This is a genomic window from Pantoea sp. S61, assembly GCF_016625145.1.
Classification (GTDB): domain Bacteria; phylum Pseudomonadota; class Gammaproteobacteria; order Enterobacterales; family Enterobacteriaceae; genus Pantoea; species Pantoea rwandensis_B.
This window is the reverse complement of sequence record NZ_JACVUO010000001.1, coordinates 942,757-960,755: the sequence shown is the minus strand read 5'-3', so window position 1 is coordinate 960,755 and position 17,999 is coordinate 942,757. Positions and strand designations below refer to the sequence as shown.

The following is a 17,999-nucleotide window of genomic DNA, read 5'->3' as shown; positions in this document are numbered from 1 at the left end:
ACGAATTTTATCGATATATAATCGAAAATATAGCGATAGTCTTACGCGTTCCCCCTTTTTGTCAGTCATCCTGGAAATGTCATGTTTATCAAGCGTATCACCCTGGTGAAAACAGGTTTCACCAGTGCCATGTTATTGTCCTCCGTTCCGCTGTATGCCACATCCGAGCAACCGACACTTGCTGTTACTGCTTCTGCAAATCAACCCTCTGCGGAAACCGATAAAAAAGCCACCCTGGGCAATCTTGGTCAACAGGAAGTGCGCAATACGCCCTGGTCGGTGCAAACCGTGTCACCTGATTTGATGAAGCGCCAGCAGTTGAAAAGTGTGAGTGATCTGTATCGCTATCTGCCCTCGGTGCAGGGAGAGGGCGCGCGCCCACAAACGCGAGGCATGCAGGGAAGTGTGGTGCAGAACAGCATGATCGATGGGCTGAATGTGGTGTCGACCACCGACTACGCCGCCGAGCAGTTTGATCACATTGAGATATTGAATGGTCTTGCTGGGTCTCTATACGGTCCGGCCAACCCTGCGGGCTTATTCAATTTCGTTAGCAAACGCGCCAGTGACGCACCGCAGCACGCCATTACCGTCGGCGCAGGCACCGGATTAACCCATCAGTTGGCCGGTGATTTCAGCGGGCCGCTGGATAGTCATGATCGCCTGCGTTATCGCCTTAATGTCCTCGATGACGAGGGCGATGGCTATGTGAAAGGCAGCAAAGTTCGCCGTCAGCTGTTCAGTCTGGCGCTCGATGCCAATTTGACTGACCAAACGGTACTGGAAACCAACTTTAGCTATTACCACTTTTACGACAAAGGGCTGCCGGGTAAATTTGCGCTTGGCAAGGGTTTGTCATTCCCCTCTGCACCCGATCCGAAAACGGCGCACCTGGGGCAATCTTATGCGGGTGATGACAACCACACGCTGACCGCTGGCCTGCATATCAAACATGATTTTAACGGAAACTGGCAGGGGGAAATCGGCGTTTTACGCCAGATTGCCGATCGCGAATCCACGGCGGTGACCAACACCTTCACCGACAGTCATGGCAATTACACCACAACCACTTCGTCTGCCACTGCCAGCCGCTTTACGATTAACAGTTACATGGCCAATTTGAATGGGGAAGTGGACACCGGCTGGATTCATCATCAAATCTCTACCGGTGTGCGCGGTTTTGTCTGGAAAAACGATAACCCGCGCAACGGTGCGACTTCGACTTTGGGCAGCGCTTCGCTGGATAATCCTCAGGCATTTGACGAACCGAATTACCCTGATTTTACCGACCGCTACCATTCCGCCACAGCGACCCAGCATGCATTTCTGCTCAGTGATAATCTGCAGTTCTCCCCGCAATGGAGCCTGTTATTGGCGGGCAGTGAGAGCCTGCTCAGTTCGTCTAACTACAGTAAAACCGGCAGCCGCAGCAGCGATTCAGCCAACAGCGGATTCAGCGGCGCTGCCAGCCTGATGTATAAGCCTGTGGATCCCCTGACGTTGTATGTCACCTACGCTGACAGCCTGCAACAAGGGGATATTGCGCCGGCCACAGCCAATAATGCCGGTGCCATTCTGGCACCGTATCGCAGCCGCCAGGTGGAAGTGGGCAGTAAGCTGGCGGTGAATAAACTGCTGCTAACCGCCGCGCTGTTCCAGATTAAACGCCCGTTTGCCTATACCAACAGCAGCGGCGATTACGCTATTGATGGCGAACAGCGGAACCGTGGGCTGGAACTGATGGCGGATGGTGATCTCTCCGAACGTTTGCATCTGTTTGGTGGCATGACGTGGTTAGATCCGCGTCTGCTGGACACCGCCAGCACGCAAACCGATGACAAGCAGATTGTCGGCTTGCCGCGTTACACCGCCAGCCTGTTTGCCGCTTACGATTTGCCGATGTTCAGCGGTACCGACATTCACGGCGGCATGCACTACGTGGGGCGCCGCACCACTGACAATCAGAATGACGGTTGGGTCGGCAGCTATACCACGCTGGATGCCGGTGCAGCTTACAAAACGCATCTGTTCGATACCGCCACGACTTTCCGACTTGATGTCACTAACCTGACCAACCGTCATTACTGGACCAATATTGTGCCCGGTGGTTTGAACGGATACAGCGGGGTAGGCTATGCCAGCGCTTCCCTCGGCGCGCCGCGAATGGTGCAGGTCTCCATGCAACTTAACTTCTAAAGGAGAGAACGATGAGCAATATGTGGCGTCGGTTATTACCGATGTTGATGGTGAGTACATTGGCTTCAGCCCAAACGGTGATTGATGACACTGGCAATCATGTCGAAATCAGCAAACCGGCGATGCATATTGCTGACGCCTGGTTTGCGCATCACTCGTTATTAATGACCCTGGGGGCGGGGGATCGCATCGTGGCCACGGTGAATCATCCTGCTGACCGACCGTGGATGTTTAAAGTTCAGCCGTCTCTTCATCAGGCATTGCAGGCGAAGGGAAAATCTTTCGCCAGTGAAGCGCTGGTGGTGCGTCACGTTGATGCCATCTTTGTTCCAGCGAATGATCCTGACGCAGAATCGTATCGACTTGCGGGTATTCCGGTACTGGCAATGAATTTCGACGATTTCGCGTCCATGAAGCGTTCACTGATCACGACAGCGCATGTGGTGGGCACGCCAGAGGCGGCGAAACGAGCAGAAGCTTATAACCGCTACCTTGATCAGCACATTGCTGACATCAGCGGGATAACGGCGGGTTTAAGTGAGGCACAGCGTCCACGGGTGTTGCATATCCAGTCGCTGCATCCACTAAAAGTCGATGGGCGCAATACGCTGATTGATACCTGGATTCAACTTGCGGGTGGTCGTAATGTCGCTGCGGGTATTGACGGTAATATGAAGCCCATTTCGCCTGAAGAAGTGATTCGCGGGAATCCTGACGTCATCATCATTGGTGCGGGCGCCGGATCGCTGGCGGATTCAGAGTTTAAGACATTGTTTGGCAGCGTAAAAGCCGTTCAACAACATCGTGTGTGGCAGAACCCGGCAGGGGTGTTCCCGTGGGATAGTTACGGCACCGAAGTCGCGCTACAGATTCAATGGGCCGCCAAACAGTTGCATCCAGCGTTGTTCCCACAGCTTGATTTGGTGAGCGCTACGCAGGCGTTTTATCATCAATTTTATGACTATTCGTTGACGGCAGATGATGCGCAGCGAATTTTACAGGCGCTGCCACCGGAATAAATCGCAACTCTTTAAAAGGTGTCATTTTCAATTCATTAACGCCATTATTGAAAACCGATGAACAAACCCATTATCGCTCTGGTTATAGCTGGTTTGTTATTTATCCAATATAAGGGTTAATTAAGCAGAGCCATGATGATAAGCGCTGATAAATAGCCGGTTTTGGATGAATCATAACTGGATTAGGCAGTCCAGTGTAAAGTGATGCTTGGTCATTTATACATTAACAGAGCGTGTATTAAGTGAAATTTTAATCAGACTAAGTCTTATTGTGAGTAAAGAACTGTCAGTGCTAAGTTGAGTTTACACATCCGGACATCTTTCCTGAGGGAATTATGCACGCACGCATCAAGCATCTTGACGGAATGCGTGGTTTAGCCATCTTAATGGTCATTGGTTACCACGCCTATGCACGCTGGCCAGAACTCTTGCCCTATACCAACCTTACACAACATATTCCTGTATTTTCATTCGGCTGGCTTGGTGTAGAGTTATTTTTCATGATATCTGGCTTTGTCATTTTTATGACGCTGGATAAGTCAGACGGCTATATCAGCTTCCTAAAAAAACGCTGGCTACGCCTGTTTCCTGCCATGTTGATTGCCAGTTTATTACTTTATGCTGTGGGCGGACTTTTCCCTGAGTGGTCAGTGATGACGCCTTATGTCAGGAATCTGCTGCCTGGGCTGATCTTCACCAATCCTGAAACGCTGACACAAATAACCGGTATTGAATTTAAATCGATGGCTGGCTCATTTTGGTCGCTGTACGTGGAAGCCGTATTCTATCTGATCATTGGCGCCATCTATTTTACTCTGGGACGAAAATATTGCTTGCCGGGCTTGCTGGTGCCCATGCTGCTGTTATCTGCTTCGTCGGTATTAAAATCGTTAGGCCATCCCATTTTTATCGATGTTATCGCTAAATTTGGTTTTATCCACTACGCGTGGTTTATGATCGGTTGTCTGGTGTATGAAAGAATGCATGGCCGTGACAAAGGCTTTCATTATGCGGTTGTGGTTGTCGCGATACTCATTAACCTCAGCTACTACGTTAAAAATGCGGGTGCCCTTACGGTCATTCCCTTACTGCTGGTCATGCTTTTCTTTATTGCCAGTTTTTATTCAAAACAACTGGAACGTTTGTTATCCGTTCGATTTTTCACTGCAATAGGTTTTGCCAGTTACGCTTACTATCTGATACATGAAAACCTCATGATTGCCATACTGATTAAAATGAATGTGCATATCAGAAGTGAAACAGTCATGCTGCTGATGCCGATTGTGGTCGCCGCAGGACTCTATTATTTGGCCTGGTTTATCACCAAATATCTCGAACCGGCGTTGAGAAATATGTTGAAGGGAAAACGGACACCTGCACCAGAGGCGGGTTGATATCACGGTGCGGAATGCATTCCGCACCCATTGTTTCACGTTATAAACCAAATCCATAACGCAGCGCAGTATACGCCACCATGCCTGCCAGGACGGTGGCAAACAAACCCCGCGTGACAATGCCGGTGATCGCCGCAATCAGCGCCGCCAGTAATGATAAACTCAAGCCAGAAGGCGTTAACGCCGGTTTTTCGATTAATTCGGCCGTGACAATGGCCGCCATGATGCCCGCAGGAATAAAGCTCAGCCACTGTTGCGCCAGCGGAGCGAGTCGGAAGTGGGAAAGCAGCAGAATCGGGCCGACACGCATCACGGCCGTAATCAGCGCGGCCACCACAATGGTCATCAGGACATTCCGTTCCATATCAGTTTCCTTCCTTGTGCTGCATACGTAACAGCAGCGTGGCTAAACTTGCGGCAATCGAGGCGGCGATGATGACGACCACGCTGAGATCGAGATGTCCCGCAGAGAAAAAGGTCACCAGCACGGCAACCACAATCGCCAGTGTTTCCAGCCATTTACGGCGACTGGCGAACCACGTCATTAAAATTAGCCCAATAAACATCGAAACCAGACTGAAACTCAACCCAGCCATCAGTGATTCGGGGACGGCAGAAGCGGCATAAGCGCCAATCACGCAGGCAATAATCCAGTTCAGCCAGGCGGGCAGGTTGAGACCGAACATCCAGGCGAAGGCGATTTTGCCGTGTTGACTGCCGTGCTGTACTGCGACACCGAAGGTTTCATCGGTGAGCAGCAGGCCGCTGACGACTTTTTGCCAACCGCTTTGGCCCCGGAAAAACACGCTAATCGCCGAACTCATCAACAAATAACGCAGGTTAACCAGCATGACGCTCAACACCACCGAGGTCATTTCTGCACCCGCGGCCCACAGCGAATAAAATAAGAACTGCGCCGAGCCGGTGTAAAGCAGCGTCGCCAGCAGCGCGGTTTGTAATACGGAAAAACCGGCCAGCGTACCAATGGCACCCGCAGCAAAACCGATACTCAGATAACCTGGCACGGTAGGTAAACAGGCGATAAAACCCGCGCGAAAACTCAGCGGATCGCTGTGTTTCGGCAGGGTCTGACTCTTCGACGACATAACAATTTTCCAAAACCTTCTCAACAGATGCACCCATTTTAAGCCACTCTGTTCAAGGCTATAGTAAAATCCTGCTCCCGGAGTACATCAGCGAAGGATTTGTGATGCAGGAAAAACGTGATGACATCAAATTGTGGCGTGACCGTGCGATGCACGGCGGTATGGAAATCCTGCGTGCGCGTTGTTACGAGCACAGTTATCCTCCACATTTTCATGATGAATTTGTGATTGCGGCATTTGCCCGAGGGGCACAACGTACCCGCATTTGCCGTCAACAGGGCATTGCCGCCGCTGGCACGGTGATGGTGATTCTGCCGGGAGAAGTGCACACCGGAGAAGCGGTGCAGCGTGAGGAAGGCTGGGATTACTGCGCGTTCTATCCTTCAGCCGATCTGGTCAATGAGATTGCGGAGTCACAGATCGCTGGAAAAGGCGAACTCAATTTTGGTGCGGAAGGGATGCGTTATGATCCGCTGCTGGCGCAGCAGATGCTGCAGGCTTCCGCCGTGATGCAAGAAAGTCCGGACGCTGTGGAAAAAGAGTGTGCGTTGTTTCAGGTGCTGAGCACGCTGATCCGTCAACACGGCGAACGCACGCTCAAGGGCGGCGAGCGGCACGCGTTACGTGCCGACATTCGGCAGGCGATCGATTTCCTGCACAGTGATTACCATCAGCCGCTGGCGGTCAGTGAAATCGCTACCGTTGCCGGGTTAAGCGAATACCATTTTATGCGCACCTTCCAGAAGCTGACCGGCTTATCGGTACATCAATACCTCACACAGATTCGCCTGATGCGGGCAAAACGACTGTTGTCACAAGGCTTCGATGCCGCGCACACCGCCAGTGAAGTGGGCTTCTTTGACCAAAGCCATTTCATCAAGAAGTTCCGCGCCCATTTTGGCATCACGCCAGGTGCATTTGCAGCGGCATCGCAGTAATGGATTAAGGACATTGCCATGATTTCCCGCCATAAACCCAATGAACAGGCGACGCCGCTGTCGGTCGGTTTCGTCTTGCTGAACCGCTTTACGCTCCTGCCGTTCGCGGCTTTTGTTGATTGCCTGCGTATGACTGCGCAATCAGATAAATCATGTTTAGTAAATGCCCCGTCGTCCTGGTGCTGCTTAAGGCTGAATCATTAAAGGAGTAACGATGAATAACAATATGATGAACGCTCTGTGTCAGGCGCTTCAGTTGCAATACCCGCTTATTCAGGCGCCGATGGCGGGCGTCTCCACGCCTGAAATGGCTGCTGCCGTCTCCAATGCCGGTGCGCTCGGTTCAATCGGCGTGGGGGCATCCACTCCTGAGCAGGCGGCAGTGATGATCGCGCAAACGCAGGCGCTTACCCATGGCCCCATCAACGTTAATCTGTTTTGCCATGCACCCGCAGAACGGAATGTTGCGCGTGAGCAGGCGTGGATCGATCGCTTTGCGCCGTTGTTTGCGCGCTATGACGCCGCGATACCTGAGGCGCTCACCGAGATCTATCAAACCTTCCTGAATAATGACGCGATGCTCAGCGTCATTGAGCAGTCGGCACCGGCAGCGGTGAGCTTTCATTTTGGTCTCCCTTCAGCGGCAGTCATTCAGCGACTCAAGGCGCGAGGGATCGTCTTACTGGCCACGGCGACCAGTGTGGCGGAAGCCTTGACTATCGCGCGCAGCGGCATTGATTTCATCGTGGCGCAGGGGATTGAGGCAGGCGGGCATCGCGGGCATTTTGATCCTCAGGCTTTCGACCATCAAATGTCGACGTTCACGCTGGTGCAGGCAATCCGCCAGCACACTGCGCATCCACTCATCGCAGCGGGGGGCATCATGGATAGCACGGGTATCGCTGCCATGTTGCAACTGGGCGCAACCGGTGTTCAGTTGGGCACCGCCTTCTTGTTATGCCCGGAATCAGCAGCGAACGCGGCTTATCGCGCGGCAATGAAACAGGCCAGTGCAACCGGCACCGAACTTACCGCTGCGATTTCTGGTCGTCAGGCGCGCTGTTTACGCAATGATTTCTGCGATTTCAGCCGTGACTTCGCGGCCAGTGATGTGCCGGATTATCCGTTGACCTATTCGCTAGGCAAAGCGCTGGCTGCTGCCGCTGCGGCGAAACAGCACCACGGCTATGGCGCGCAGTGGGCTGGGCAGGGTGCGGCGCTGGCGCGAGAAATGCCTGCAGGGGAACTGGTGTCATGGTTGATGAATGCGTGCCAGGGCGAATAAAAGTCTATCTGCCTTTCGTGGCAGATAGCATCTGATTCACCGGATTAGGATTTTCAAAACCAACACCTCGGTTAATGCTGTTTTGTCTGCCGCGCGCCGCGCGGTATACCTTGCGGGACATCCACACATCTTCGCAGGCAGACATGAGCACACATACACGCATCCGCAAATTCAACACCAAAGAAACGTATCCTAATCAAAACCTCGACAACGATCTTTGCCAGGCTGTGCGTGCCGGCAATACCGTTTACGTACGCGGTCAAATCGGTACTGACTTCGAGGGCAATCTGATTGGGCTTGGCGATCCGGCGGCACAGGCCGATCAGGCGATGAAAAACGTGAAGCAACTGCTGGAAGAGGCGGGCAGCGATCTGTCACACATCGTCAAAACCACCACCTATATTATTGACCCACGTTACCGCGAGCCGGTTTATCAGGTCGTGGGTAAATGGCTGAAGGGCGTGTATCCGATCTCAACCGGGCTGGTGATTTCAGGGCTGGGTCAGCCGCAGTGGCTGATGGAAATTGATGTGATCGCCGTGATCCCGGACGACTGGCAGCCACAAGCAGGAGTCTGATCATGACGTTATCGATTGTTGGGCGCTGTGCCGAGACCGGTCAGATGGGTATCGCCATTAGTTCATCCAGTATTGCCGTCGGCGCGCGCTGCCCTTGGCTGCGCACGCAAGTTGGCGCCGTTTCCACGCAAAACATCACCTTGCCGGCTCTGGGCCCACGCATTCTGGATCAGCTGCAGCAGGGGCAGTCTCCTCAGGCTGCGTTAGCCGCCGGGTTAGCGTCGGATGATTATCATCAATACCGCCAGATCACCGTGCTGGCGGCTGATGGGCAAAGTGCCTGCTTTAGCGGAGATAAAACCCTAGGCATAAACCATATGCTGAGTGGCGTGGATTGCGTGGCGGCAGGGAATTTACTGGCCAATCCCGAGGTGATCGTCGCGATGGTTAATGCCTTTGAGCGCAGCGAGGGGCACCTTGCCGATCGCCTTCTGTGTGCCATGCAGGCCGGTATGACGGCGGGAGGCGAAGCCGGGCCGGTGCATTCGGCAGCACTGTCGATTGTGGCTGAACCTGTCTGGCCGATCGTTGACCTGCGCATTGACTGGACGGAGGCCGACCCCATCGATGAACTCAGCACACTGTGGCAGGCCTATCAGCCACAAATGCAGGATTACGTGATCCGCGCGTTGGATCCGACAAAAGCCCCCAGCTATGGCGTGCCGGGCGACGAGTGATGCAAGGGACTTCTATGGTGACCAGCCGTACGTTACTGGCTCAGCTGGTGGCATTTGATACCACCAGCCGCGAATCCAATCTGGCGCTGATCGATTTTGTCTGGCGCTATCTGACCGATCTGGGTGTGAACTGCGAACTGATTCATAACGCTGAGCGGAGTAAAGCCAATCTTTATGCCAGACTCGGTCCTGCTGGCAAGGGCGGTGTGATGCTCTCAGGGCACAGCGATGTGGTACCCGTGGATGGGCAAACATGGAGCGTTCCGCCTTTTGCGCTGACCGAGCGTGACGGCAAGCTCTACGGGCGCGGCACCGCGGATATGAAGGGCTTTATCGCCTGCATGCTGGCGGCCGTGCCGCATTTTCTGGCACAACCTCTTACTCAGCCGCTGCATCTGGCGATCTCGTATGACGAAGAAGTGGGTTGTCTCGGCGTCCGAAGCTTACTGGAGGCTTTAGCGCAGCGCCCGGAAAAGCCGGATATTTGCCTGATCGGCGAACCCACCGAACTGCAACCGGTTTTAGGCCACAAAGGCAAACTGGGCATGCGATGTGAAGTGCAGGGTGCGGCGTGCCACTCTGCATATGCACCGCAAGGCGTGAATGCTATCGAGTACGCGGCAAAATTGATTCATCGTCTAACCGAGATCGGTGAGCGCCTGGCCGCCCCGGAAAATCAGGATGCGCGATTTGATCCGCCTTACACAACGGTGCAAACCGGCGTGATTCAGGGGGGGCGGGCGCTGAATATTGTGCCGGCAGAGTGTTGTTTTGATTTTGAAGTCCGCACCTTACCCAAAGATGATGCGCAGCAGGTGGCAGATGAACTGGAACATTACGCGCAGCACGACCTGTTGCCTCGCATGCAGGCAGTGAATCGCGACACTTCAGTTCGTTTCACTCCTATTAGTGGTTATCCCGGTTTATATACTGACGCGCACAGTCCCGCCGCGCGTTTGATTGCGCACCTGACCGGCTCCGATCGCTTTAGCACGGTGGCTTTTGGCACCGAGGGCGGCTTATTCCATCAGGCTGGTATCCCGAGTGTGATCTGTGGTCCTGGCAGTATGGCGCAAGGGCATAAACCCGATGAATTTATCAGCCTTGAACAGCTGAGCGCTTGCGATGCCATGTTGCGGCGGTTAGCGGAATGGATGTGTCATTAGAGTGACGTTGTCACTCATCACGATTCCCCTTTAAGCCGCCTCTTCAGTCAATTCGTCCAGATTCTTTTTATTCGCACACCCGACTGAAGGGCGCGGCGCCGGAGCCGCGCGCGCATACTTTCCCTGCTTTAACTTTTCTAAACACCAGCTTCAGGAAGCACTAACCGCATGATGCGCGCATTCACCGTATGCTGGTGACAAGCAAAGTTAGCCCGTTTCTGGAGAGTCCATGGTCAGTGCAGAAGTCACCTCGTTCCCGCAGCCCGACGTGCTGCATCCTGTCGCGAATAAAGCCAACGTTGCCGTGCAACTGGATGGCGTACTCAAACGCTTTGGCGATGCCATTGCGCTACACAAAATTTCATTAACCATCGAAGAAGGTGAATTTATTACGCTGCTCGGCCCATCAGGCTGCGGCAAAACCACGCTGCTGAACCTGATGGCAGGCTTCGCCGAAGCAGATGGCGGTGAAATTTTTATTGATGGCGATCTGGTCACCGAGATCCCACCTTATCAGCGTGAAATCGGTATTGTTTTCCAGAACTACGCACTGTTCCCGCACATGACCGTCGAGAAGAATGTCGGTTATGGTTTGCGCATGCGTGGTGTGCCCAAAGCGGAAATCGCTGAACGCGTAGAACAGGCATTAGCGCTGGTTAAACTGGCGGGCTACGGTCAGCGCAAGCCGCGTGAACTTTCTGGTGGGCAGCAACAGCGTGTCGCGCTGGCGCGCGCTCTGGTGATTCGCCCGAAAGTGCTGCTGCTGGATGAGCCGTTCTCCGCGCTGGATAAAAATCTGCGTCTATCGATGCAGGTCGAGTTGAAAGCGATTCAGCGCAAACTCGGCGTCACCACGGTATTTGTCACCCACGATCAGGGCGAAGCGCTGAGCATGAGTGACCGAGTCGTAGTGATGTCTGCTGGACATGTTCGCCAGATTGGTACCCCGGATGACATCTATCGCCGTCCGCAGGATCCTTTTGTCGCGGGATTTGTCGGCGATGTGAATATCCTGCCAGGCCACTACGCTGGCCGCGATAGCACCGCCGTTATAGAGCTGGGCGGCAATAAACTGCGTCTTCCGGCTGAGCGTGTGAATGCCCATGTGGGGGAACGCCTTGATGTCTACATGCGCCCAGAAAACCTGCAACTGGCCCCGCTAAGCCCGCACTCCCTGTTCAGCGCCACGGTGATTACCCATGTATTCCAGGGCGACCATGTGGATGTGCATCTTGATGCGCCGGCATTGGGCAGCGCGGCGTTATTTGCGCGTCAATCGGGACTCGATTCCCTGACACGCTGGCCGGTGGGCAGTGTGGTGGGCGTGAGCGTTGATGATGAAGGTGTTTGTGCGTTTAGCGCGGCGAAGCAAGGATAATCGATGTTACCTGAAATGATGAACGCTGTGATAGCACGCCAGCCCGGCGGCCCTGATGTGTTGGCCTGTGTCAGCCGTCCTGTGCCGCAACCGGCTGCTGGAGAAGTATTAATTCGCGTCACCTGCGCCGGCGTAAATCGCCCGGATATTATGCAACGTAACGGTATGCCGCTACCGCCAGGCACCACTGACATTCTCGGGCTGGAAGTCTCAGGCACCGTGGTCGCCCTCGGCGCGGGTGTCGAATACCCGGCTGTCGGCAGCGCCGTTATGGCGTTACTGAGTGGCGGCGGCTATGCCGACTATTGTGTCGCGCGTGCCGAACTCTGCCTGAACGTCCCGCATACCCTGCCGCTGGATCAGGCAGCTGGCGTGCCGGAAGCTGCATTTACCGTCTGGCATAACTTGTTTGAGCTGGGCCGTCTGCAACCAGGTGAAACGGTATTGATCCATGGCGCAGCCAGCGGAGTGGGCACCTTTGCGATCCAATGCGCCCAGGCATGCGGTGCTCAGGTGTTCGCGACTGCAGGCGGTGCCGACAAAATCGCAGCACTGCAACAGCTTGGCGTTTGCCGTGCCATTGACCGACATGGCGAAGATTTTGTTTCCGTCATTGAGGATGAAACCCAGGGCCGCGGAGTGGATGTGGTGCTGGATAACGTGGGCGGCGATTACGTGGCGCGTAACCTCAGCGTCCTGGCACCCGGCGGACGCCACGTGAGCTTGTCGTTTATGCAGGGGGCGAAAGTTGAGATCGACTTGCAAATGGTAATGCGCAAAGGGTTAAGCCTGACGTCATCCACCTTGCGTCCTAAAAGTGCCGCTGAAAAAGCGCGGCTGGCGCAAAGCATCAGCAAGCATCTGCTGCCTTTGTTGGCGAGCGAAAAAATTGTGCCGATCATTCATACGACACTCCCGCTGGCGCAGGCCGCCGACGCCCATCGCATTCTTGAAGCCAACGCCAACATCGGCAAAGTGCTATTAAGGGTGGCGCCATGATGCAGCTCTTTTACGCCAGCACCTCGGCGTATGTTCGCAAAGTCATGGTCTGTGCACAGGTGTTGGGTTTAGCCGACGCGATCGCGTGGCTGGATTCGGCGGCACATCCTGTCGAACGGGATGAACGGATCGCCGCGTTTAATCCTCTGGCGAAAGTACCGGCCTTGCGAACCCATCATGGACTGTGTCTGTATGACAGCCGCGTCATTTGTGAATATCTGAACGCGCTGTCACAAGGCACGCTGTTCCCCGCAACCGGGGATGCACGCTGGCAAAGTCTGACAAGACAGTCATTGGGCGATGGCTTAATCGATGCCGCCTTATTGGCCCGTTATGAATTTAGCGCGCGCCCGGAAGAGAAACAGTGGCAGAACTGGGCCGACGCGCAGTTAAAAAAAGTCTCCGCTGCACTGGGCGAAATTGAACGACAAGTTTCGCGATTCAGCCAGCAGCCTGATGATATTGGTCTGATCGCGATTGGCTGTGCATTGGGCTATCTCGATTTCCGTTTCGCGACGCTTAACTGGCGTGATAGCTATCCGCTGACTGCCGCCTGGTTCGCGCATTTTGATGCTCATCCGGCGATGCTCGCAACGCGTCCGCACGTTTAATCAGGAGTTTTCATGTCACAGCAAATCTATTTTCTGAATGGACCCAACGCCAATTTGTACGGCCTGGACAAGAATGGCACTTATGGAAGTGAGAGTTTTGTCAGCATCGGTGAACGCTGCCAGCGCCGCGCGGTGTCACATGGCGTGGTATTGCACTTTCGTCAGAGCAACCATGAGGGTGTGCTGGTCGACTGGGTTCAGGAAGCGCGACAAAATGCCGCAGGGCTGATCATCAATGCAGCCGGTTTGACCTACAGCTCCGTGCCGATTCTGGATGCGCTGCTGATGTTCGATGGCCCGATCATCGAGGCACACATGAGTAACATCTGGAAGCGCGAGCCGTTTCGCCATCACTCCATGGTGTCGAAAGCGGCAACCGGTGTGATCGCGGGGCTCGGTGTGCTGGGCTATGAACTGGCGATTGATGCGGTCGTCACGCTTATCAAGGCGGATGTGGCATGACAACGTTGGTGTTTTACAGCGAATTCGACAGTTTTTCCGAGTGGTCAGCATTACTTGCGCCGCATCTGCCCGGTGTGACAATTTGCCGTGCCGAGGAGGTTCAGGACGCCAATGACGTGCACTTCGCGCTGGCGTGGAAACCGCCACACGGTTTCTTTGCCCCGTACGGTAATCTTAAGCTGTTGGTGAATCTTGGTGCCGGTGTCGATTCGCTGGTGGGGCGCGATGATCTGCCGGATATTCCGATTATCCGCCTGTCCGATCCTGATATGGCCAGGATGATGGCCGGCTATGTGCTGTTTGCGGTGTTGCGCTATGCACGCGATATTCCGGCATTTGAACGGGCGCAGCGTGAGCAGCGCTGGCACTATCTCCACCCTCGGGTGCCATCAAGCGTGCGGGTTGGCGTGATGGGTTTGGGAGAGTTAGGGGCTTTTGCGGCGCAGGAATTAGCACGGCAGGGGTTTACTGTACGCGGCTGGTCGCGTTCGCAAAAAACCATTGACGGCATTCAATGCAGCAGCGGGTTGGCATCGCTGGATGATTTCCTCAGTCAAAGCGACATTTTGGTCGTGATGCTGCCCCTCACGCCTGAGACTTCCGGTTTACTGAGTCAACAACGGCTGGCGCAGCTGCCAAAGGGGGCGGCCTTTATTAATGTGTCACGCGGCGCGATTGTTGATCAGGCTGCGCTGACCTGCGCGCTGCAATCGGGAGATATCGCCGAAGCCACGCTGGATGTGTTTGACCGCGAACCGTTGCCGCCGAAAGATCCGCTGTGGCGTATGGAGAATGTGTTAATTACCCCTCATCTGGCCTCGGTCGCCATTCCCGCCAGCGCAGCGTTACAGGTTGCTGAAAATATCCAGCGGGCCGCGCGCGGGGAAGCGGTCTCCAATCAGGTGTTCCCGGAGCGCGGATACTAAGCGTCTTCAGGCGACGCGCACCACTTGTGGGTCGAAATAGCTCGGTGCTGCCATGCCTGGTATGTACTGATCGGAAATGAACATCTGGCAGCGTTCGGCAAAGGCGTTCACCACCATCGATTGCTGGGTGTTGGCCATCGTGGCGTAGCCGAGCTGCATCGGTTTGTTCACTCCCGCAAGGCGCACCCGGATCAGCCGTTTACCATCCTGTGAGAGGTGCGCTTTCGGGCGCACGTTGGCAATGCCAAATCCCACGCCGTTGGCCACCATGGCGCGCACCACTTCAATGTTGCTCGAACGCATGACCACATTCGGCGCCACGCCCGCTTCACTGAACAGGCCGAGAAAATATTCGCGGCTCCAGGGCATATCCAGCAGCACCATCGGCATCGTCGCCAGATCCTGAATAGTCACCGCCGATTGTGTCGCCAATGGATGATGTTCGCCCACCATCACATACGGCGGCAACTGCGCCAGGGATTTAAACGCCACGTCATTAGCGGGCACTAAATCATAAGTGAGGGCGATGTCGATATCTGCCGAGCGTAGTTGCTTCAGCAATTGCTCGTGGTTGCCTTCGACCAGGGTGATACGTACGCCAGGAAAGGCGCGACCAAAGCCAAACACCAGTTCCGGTGTCAGCATCGGTGCCAGCGTATCCAGACAGCCTACGCGCAGCGGGCCGCGTACGTTGTTGAGTGACTCAGAGGCGATGGTATAGAGGTTGTTCATCTGATCCAGAATCAGCTTGGCTTCTTTTAACACCTGATGACCAATCGCCGTCAGGGAGACGCCCTGCGCATGGTGACGCACAAACAGCTGCACCCCCAGTTCAGATTCGATGTGTGTAATGGCTGCGGAAATCGACGGTGATGAAACGTGAATACGTTCCGAGGCACCAATAATGCTTCCGGCCTCACCGGATGCGACAAAGTATTCCAGCTGGCGCTGGGTGATGCGACTGAGCATGCAGATTCTCCTGGGATCGCCGACGCGATCGTGTCGCGCCAGTCATTCTAATAGTGCCGATTACCCTGCATTAATCATGCCAGAGGCCGGTTAACACCATGATCGCCTGACCGTACCATCACGCCCATTCGCTTCTGCCTCATCACTGGTTAAGAAAATCCGTTGTAAAGCAGCGTCGTTTTTAGCCTCAGAAATCCTGATGCAAGGGCGAGGAAAAGGCTGTTTTACCGAATCACATCGCAACGGCATTATCCCAGCAACACCAGAAGAGTCCGATAGCACTGTTTTGGTGCATCGCGTTTCACCTTGCTGTTACAGCCATTTCATTCATTGGGGACGAAAATATGTTGCGTAAGATTTGTGCCTTAACATTGCTGACGACGAGTGTATTAACTGCAGGTAATGCAATGGCCGCCGACAAGCTGATTGTCAGCACCTGGGGCGGCAGCTTTAAAGACCTGATTGATGAAACCATCGCCAAAGAATTCACCAAAGAAACCGGCGTTGAGGTGCAGTTTGTGACCGGCGGTACGATTGACCGTCTCAATAAAGCCAAACTGGCGGGTGGCACACCGGAGACAGATGTGACCTTCACCACTGCGCACGTCGGCTACCTGTATGCCAATAGCGGCCTGTTTGAAAAGCTCGATATGAGCAAAATTCCTAACGCGGTCAATCTGGTTGAGCAGGCGAAGGTCAGCCCGTATCACCTCGGCGTGTGGGGCTACGTGTATACCATTGGCTATCGCCCGGATCTGGTACCAAAAGGTGAAACCTTTACCAGCTGGAATGACCTGTGGAAACCGGAGCTGAAAGGCACGCTGGCCCTGCCAGATTGGGATCCAAGTCATATTATTGCCGTTTCCGCCAAGCTCTCAGGTGCTGATGCCGCACATTGGCAGCAGGGCGAAGCGAAGATGAAAGCACTGATCCCGAACATCAAAGCTTTCTATACCGATGACGCCAACAGCCAGCAGTTGATCTCCACCGGCGAAACGCCAGTGCAGGTCATGCTGTCCATGAACGCCTACAGCATGATGGCCGAAGGGGTGAACATCAAACTGGCGATCCCGAAAGAGGGTGCCATTTTGGGTGTGGATACCGTCGGCATCAACAAAGGGACCAAACACGCCGATCTGGCATACAAGTTTATGAATATTGCCTTGAAACCGGAAATTCAGGAGCAGGTGGCGAAGATCTATCGCGGCAGCCCAACGGTGACCAACGCGCATATCGATCCGGAACTGGCGAAACTGCCTGGCATGTTGACCACACCTGCGCAGTGGAATGCCACCATCAACACCGATCCACAACTGCGTGCCGAGAAAACGGCCGAATGGCGCCAGTGGTTCTCTGAAAACATCATGTCTCATTGATTCGTTCATCACGGGCGGCCTCCGGGTCGCCCATAAGCAACACTTTATTCAGGCAGCAACGTCTATGACGAGAAAACCGACATTTTTACCCTGGTTCATTATCCCCGCCACACTGACAGCACTCGGACTGGTTGTCGCCATGTTCGCGGTGATGCAGTTTAGCGTGCGGGCTTATATTCCCGGTTCGCTCGACGTGGGCGGATTTACCCTGGCAAACTTTAACGGACTGCTGAAAAGCATTTACGCCGATGCTTTTATTAACACGGTGATGTTAAGTGCCAAAACTGCCATCTTTGGCTTGTTGATGAGTTATCCGCTGGCCTATGCGCTGGTGCGCACGCGCACCACCTGGATCAAATCGACGATTTTGATCATTGCGATTACGCCGTTGTTCCTTGGTGAAGTGGTGCGAACCTACTCGTGGATTATCGTGTTGGGAAACAGTGGCTTCCTGAATAGTCTGCTGCTGGCCACTGGCGTCATTTCAAAACCGATTCAGTTTATGTTTACCCAGAGCGGCGTGGTGGTGGCGCTGGTGCACGTCACCATGCCGATTATGGTGCTGATGCTGGCCACGGCACTGTCACATATCAATCCTGACTATGAAAAAGCCGCGACCAGTCTTGGTGCCGGCCCCGTCCGTACTTTGTTGACGGTGACGATTCCCTTATCGATCCCGGGCATCGTGGCCAGCCTGACCACGGCATTTGCCTGGACCTTCAGCGCCTTCGCCACGCCTCAGCTGATTGGTGGTGGGCGAGTCAGCACCGTGGCAACCATGGTTTATCAGCTTGGTTTCTCGTCAATGAACTTCCCGTTTGCCGCTGCACTCAGTATTGCCGGTTTGATTCTGACCATCCTGCTACTGATGGCATTGAAACGGTTGACCCGCTTCCTGCACGTCATGGGAGAACATTAA

General features: G+C 54.4%; 18 protein-coding genes. 15 read left to right on the top strand and 3 right to left on the bottom strand.

The genetic code is table 11. The annotated features are described in order from the left end of the window. The first annotated feature begins 81 nt into the window (after nt 1-81). The 3 genes from IAE30_RS04735 to IAE30_RS04725 all read left to right on the top strand — a co-directional run bounded on the left by IAE30_RS04735 (nt 82) and on the right by IAE30_RS04725 (nt 4,609). Nucleotides 82-2,196, top strand: a complete 2,115-nt coding sequence (locus tag IAE30_RS04735) for a TonB-dependent siderophore receptor (RefSeq protein WP_045832489.1) — start codon at nt 82-84, stop codon at nt 2,194-2,196. A gap of 11 nt (nt 2,197-2,207) precedes the next feature. Then, nucleotides 2,208-3,215, top strand: coding sequence for an ABC transporter substrate-binding protein (locus tag IAE30_RS04730; RefSeq protein WP_370585430.1), 1,008 nt, complete (start codon nt 2,208-2,210; stop codon nt 3,213-3,215). A 335-nt stretch (nt 3,216-3,550) separates the two neighbouring features. Further along, entirely contained in the window at nt 3,551-4,609 is a 1,059-nt protein-coding gene (locus IAE30_RS04725; protein ID WP_200677809.1) for an acyltransferase, read from the top strand. Nucleotides 4,610-4,649: 40 nt separating this feature from the next. Here the strand turns inward: IAE30_RS04725 and IAE30_RS04720 are convergent, their stop codons facing one another. Together IAE30_RS04720 and IAE30_RS04715 are read right to left on the bottom strand one after the other, a co-directional pair. Next, nucleotides 4,650-4,973 carry an AzlD domain-containing protein gene (locus IAE30_RS04720; RefSeq protein ID WP_200677810.1) on the bottom strand — a complete coding sequence of 108 codons (324 nt, stop codon included), beginning with the start codon at nt 4,971-4,973 and terminating at the stop codon, nt 4,650-4,652. A 1-nt stretch (nt 4,974) separates the two neighbouring features. Continuing rightward, entirely contained in the window at nt 4,975-5,715 is a 741-nt protein-coding gene (locus IAE30_RS04715; protein ID WP_200677811.1) for an AzlC family ABC transporter permease, read from the bottom strand. Nucleotides 5,716-5,819: 104 nt separating this feature from the next. Between IAE30_RS04715 and IAE30_RS04710 the strand changes: the two genes are divergently transcribed. The 10 genes from IAE30_RS04710 (at nt 5,820) to IAE30_RS04665 (ending at nt 14,735) form a co-directional block, all read left to right on the top strand. Further along, on the top strand, nt 5,820-6,653 hold the full coding sequence (locus tag IAE30_RS04710; protein WP_200677812.1) for an AraC family transcriptional regulator: 834 nt from the start codon (nt 5,820-5,822) through the stop codon (nt 6,651-6,653). A gap of 226 nt (nt 6,654-6,879) precedes the next feature. Next, a complete protein-coding gene (locus IAE30_RS04705; RefSeq protein WP_200678334.1) occupies nt 6,880-7,938 on the top strand; it encodes a nitronate monooxygenase family protein in 1,059 nt (352 codons plus the stop codon). A 143-nt stretch (nt 7,939-8,081) separates the two neighbouring features. Further along, nucleotides 8,082-8,516, top strand: a complete 435-nt coding sequence (locus IAE30_RS04700) for a RidA family protein (RefSeq protein ID WP_200538475.1) — start codon at nt 8,082-8,084, stop codon at nt 8,514-8,516. A 2-nt stretch (nt 8,517-8,518) separates the two neighbouring features. Further along, complete coding sequence (locus tag IAE30_RS04695; RefSeq protein WP_045832495.1) at nt 8,519-9,193, top strand: DUF1028 domain-containing protein; 675 nt, start codon at nt 8,519-8,521, stop codon at nt 9,191-9,193. 14 nt (nt 9,194-9,207) lie between these two features. Further along, nucleotides 9,208-10,359, top strand: coding sequence for an acetylornithine deacetylase (gene argE, locus IAE30_RS04690; protein WP_200678336.1), 1,152 nt, complete (start codon nt 9,208-9,210; stop codon nt 10,357-10,359). Nucleotides 10,360-10,588: 229 nt separating this feature from the next. Continuing rightward, a complete protein-coding gene (locus IAE30_RS04685; protein WP_045815585.1) occupies nt 10,589-11,737 on the top strand; it encodes an ABC transporter ATP-binding protein in 1,149 nt (382 codons plus the stop codon). A 3-nt stretch (nt 11,738-11,740) separates the two neighbouring features. Continuing rightward, nucleotides 11,741-12,736 (top strand): NAD(P)H-quinone oxidoreductase, encoded by a 996-nt coding sequence (locus IAE30_RS04680; RefSeq protein ID WP_200677813.1) that lies wholly within the window; start codon nt 11,741-11,743, stop codon nt 12,734-12,736. Next, nucleotides 12,733-13,347, top strand: a complete 615-nt coding sequence (locus tag IAE30_RS04675; RefSeq protein ID WP_200677814.1) for a glutathione S-transferase N-terminal domain-containing protein — start codon at nt 12,733-12,735, stop codon at nt 13,345-13,347. The genes IAE30_RS04680 and IAE30_RS04675 overlap by 4 nt, the downstream gene beginning before the upstream one ends. A 12-nt stretch (nt 13,348-13,359) precedes the next feature. Continuing rightward, nucleotides 13,360-13,809, top strand: a complete 450-nt coding sequence (locus IAE30_RS04670) for a type II 3-dehydroquinate dehydratase (protein ID WP_200677823.1) — start codon at nt 13,360-13,362, stop codon at nt 13,807-13,809. Then, nucleotides 13,806-14,735, top strand: coding sequence for a glyoxylate/hydroxypyruvate reductase A (locus tag IAE30_RS04665; RefSeq protein ID WP_234465477.1), 930 nt, complete (start codon nt 13,806-13,808; stop codon nt 14,733-14,735). Before IAE30_RS04670 ends, IAE30_RS04665 begins: the two co-directional genes overlap by 4 nt. A gap of 6 nt (nt 14,736-14,741) precedes the next feature. Here the strand turns inward: IAE30_RS04665 and IAE30_RS04660 are convergent, their stop codons facing one another. Further along, a complete protein-coding gene (locus tag IAE30_RS04660; RefSeq protein WP_200677825.1) occupies nt 14,742-15,704 on the bottom strand; it encodes a LysR family transcriptional regulator in 963 nt (320 codons plus the stop codon). Between the two features lie 344 nt (nt 15,705-16,048). Between IAE30_RS04660 and IAE30_RS04655 the strand changes: the two genes are divergently transcribed. Together IAE30_RS04655 and IAE30_RS04650 are read left to right on the top strand one after the other, a co-directional pair. Next, complete coding sequence (locus IAE30_RS04655) at nt 16,049-17,080, top strand: ABC transporter substrate-binding protein (RefSeq protein WP_200677827.1); 1,032 nt, start codon at nt 16,049-16,051, stop codon at nt 17,078-17,080. A gap of 64 nt (nt 17,081-17,144) precedes the next feature. Beyond that, the gene (locus tag IAE30_RS04650; protein ID WP_045832503.1) at nt 17,145-17,999 is read left to right on the top strand and encodes an ABC transporter permease; all 855 of its coding nucleotides are present in this window, start codon (nt 17,145-17,147) and stop codon (nt 17,997-17,999) included.

Bases quoted from the DNA above. Each gene is read 5' to 3' on its own strand.
- IAE30_RS04735 (WP_045832489.1), top strand. From the start codon at position 82: ATGTTTATCAAGCGTATCACCCTGGTGAAAACAGGTTTCACCAGTGCC.
- IAE30_RS04730 (WP_370585430.1), top strand. From the start codon at position 2,208: ATGAGCAATATGTGGCGTCGGTTATTACCGATGTTGATGGTGAGTACA.
- IAE30_RS04725 (WP_200677809.1), top strand. From the start codon at position 3,551: ATGCACGCACGCATCAAGCATCTTGACGGAATGCGTGGTTTAGCCATC.
- IAE30_RS04720 (WP_200677810.1), bottom strand. From the start codon at position 4,973: ATGGAACGGAATGTCCTGATGACCATTGTGGTGGCCGCGCTGATTACG.
- IAE30_RS04715 (WP_200677811.1), bottom strand. From the start codon at position 5,715: ATGTCGTCGAAGAGTCAGACCCTGCCGAAACACAGCGATCCGCTGAGT.
- IAE30_RS04710 (WP_200677812.1), top strand. From the start codon at position 5,820: ATGCAGGAAAAACGTGATGACATCAAATTGTGGCGTGACCGTGCGATG.
- IAE30_RS04705 (WP_200678334.1), top strand. From the start codon at position 6,880: ATGATGAACGCTCTGTGTCAGGCGCTTCAGTTGCAATACCCGCTTATT.
- IAE30_RS04700 (WP_200538475.1), top strand. From the start codon at position 8,082: ATGAGCACACATACACGCATCCGCAAATTCAACACCAAAGAAACGTAT.
- IAE30_RS04695 (WP_045832495.1), top strand. From the start codon at position 8,519: ATGACGTTATCGATTGTTGGGCGCTGTGCCGAGACCGGTCAGATGGGT.
- argE (WP_200678336.1), top strand. From the start codon at position 9,208: ATGGTGACCAGCCGTACGTTACTGGCTCAGCTGGTGGCATTTGATACC.
- IAE30_RS04685 (WP_045815585.1), top strand. From the start codon at position 10,589: ATGGTCAGTGCAGAAGTCACCTCGTTCCCGCAGCCCGACGTGCTGCAT.
- IAE30_RS04680 (WP_200677813.1), top strand. From the start codon at position 11,741: ATGTTACCTGAAATGATGAACGCTGTGATAGCACGCCAGCCCGGCGGC.
- IAE30_RS04675 (WP_200677814.1), top strand. From the start codon at position 12,733: ATGATGCAGCTCTTTTACGCCAGCACCTCGGCGTATGTTCGCAAAGTC.
- IAE30_RS04670 (WP_200677823.1), top strand. From the start codon at position 13,360: ATGTCACAGCAAATCTATTTTCTGAATGGACCCAACGCCAATTTGTAC.
- IAE30_RS04665 (WP_234465477.1), top strand. From the start codon at position 13,806: ATGACAACGTTGGTGTTTTACAGCGAATTCGACAGTTTTTCCGAGTGG.
- IAE30_RS04660 (WP_200677825.1), bottom strand. From the start codon at position 15,704: ATGCTCAGTCGCATCACCCAGCGCCAGCTGGAATACTTTGTCGCATCC.
- IAE30_RS04655 (WP_200677827.1), top strand. From the start codon at position 16,049: ATGTTGCGTAAGATTTGTGCCTTAACATTGCTGACGACGAGTGTATTA.
- IAE30_RS04650 (WP_045832503.1), top strand. From the start codon at position 17,145: ATGACGAGAAAACCGACATTTTTACCCTGGTTCATTATCCCCGCCACA.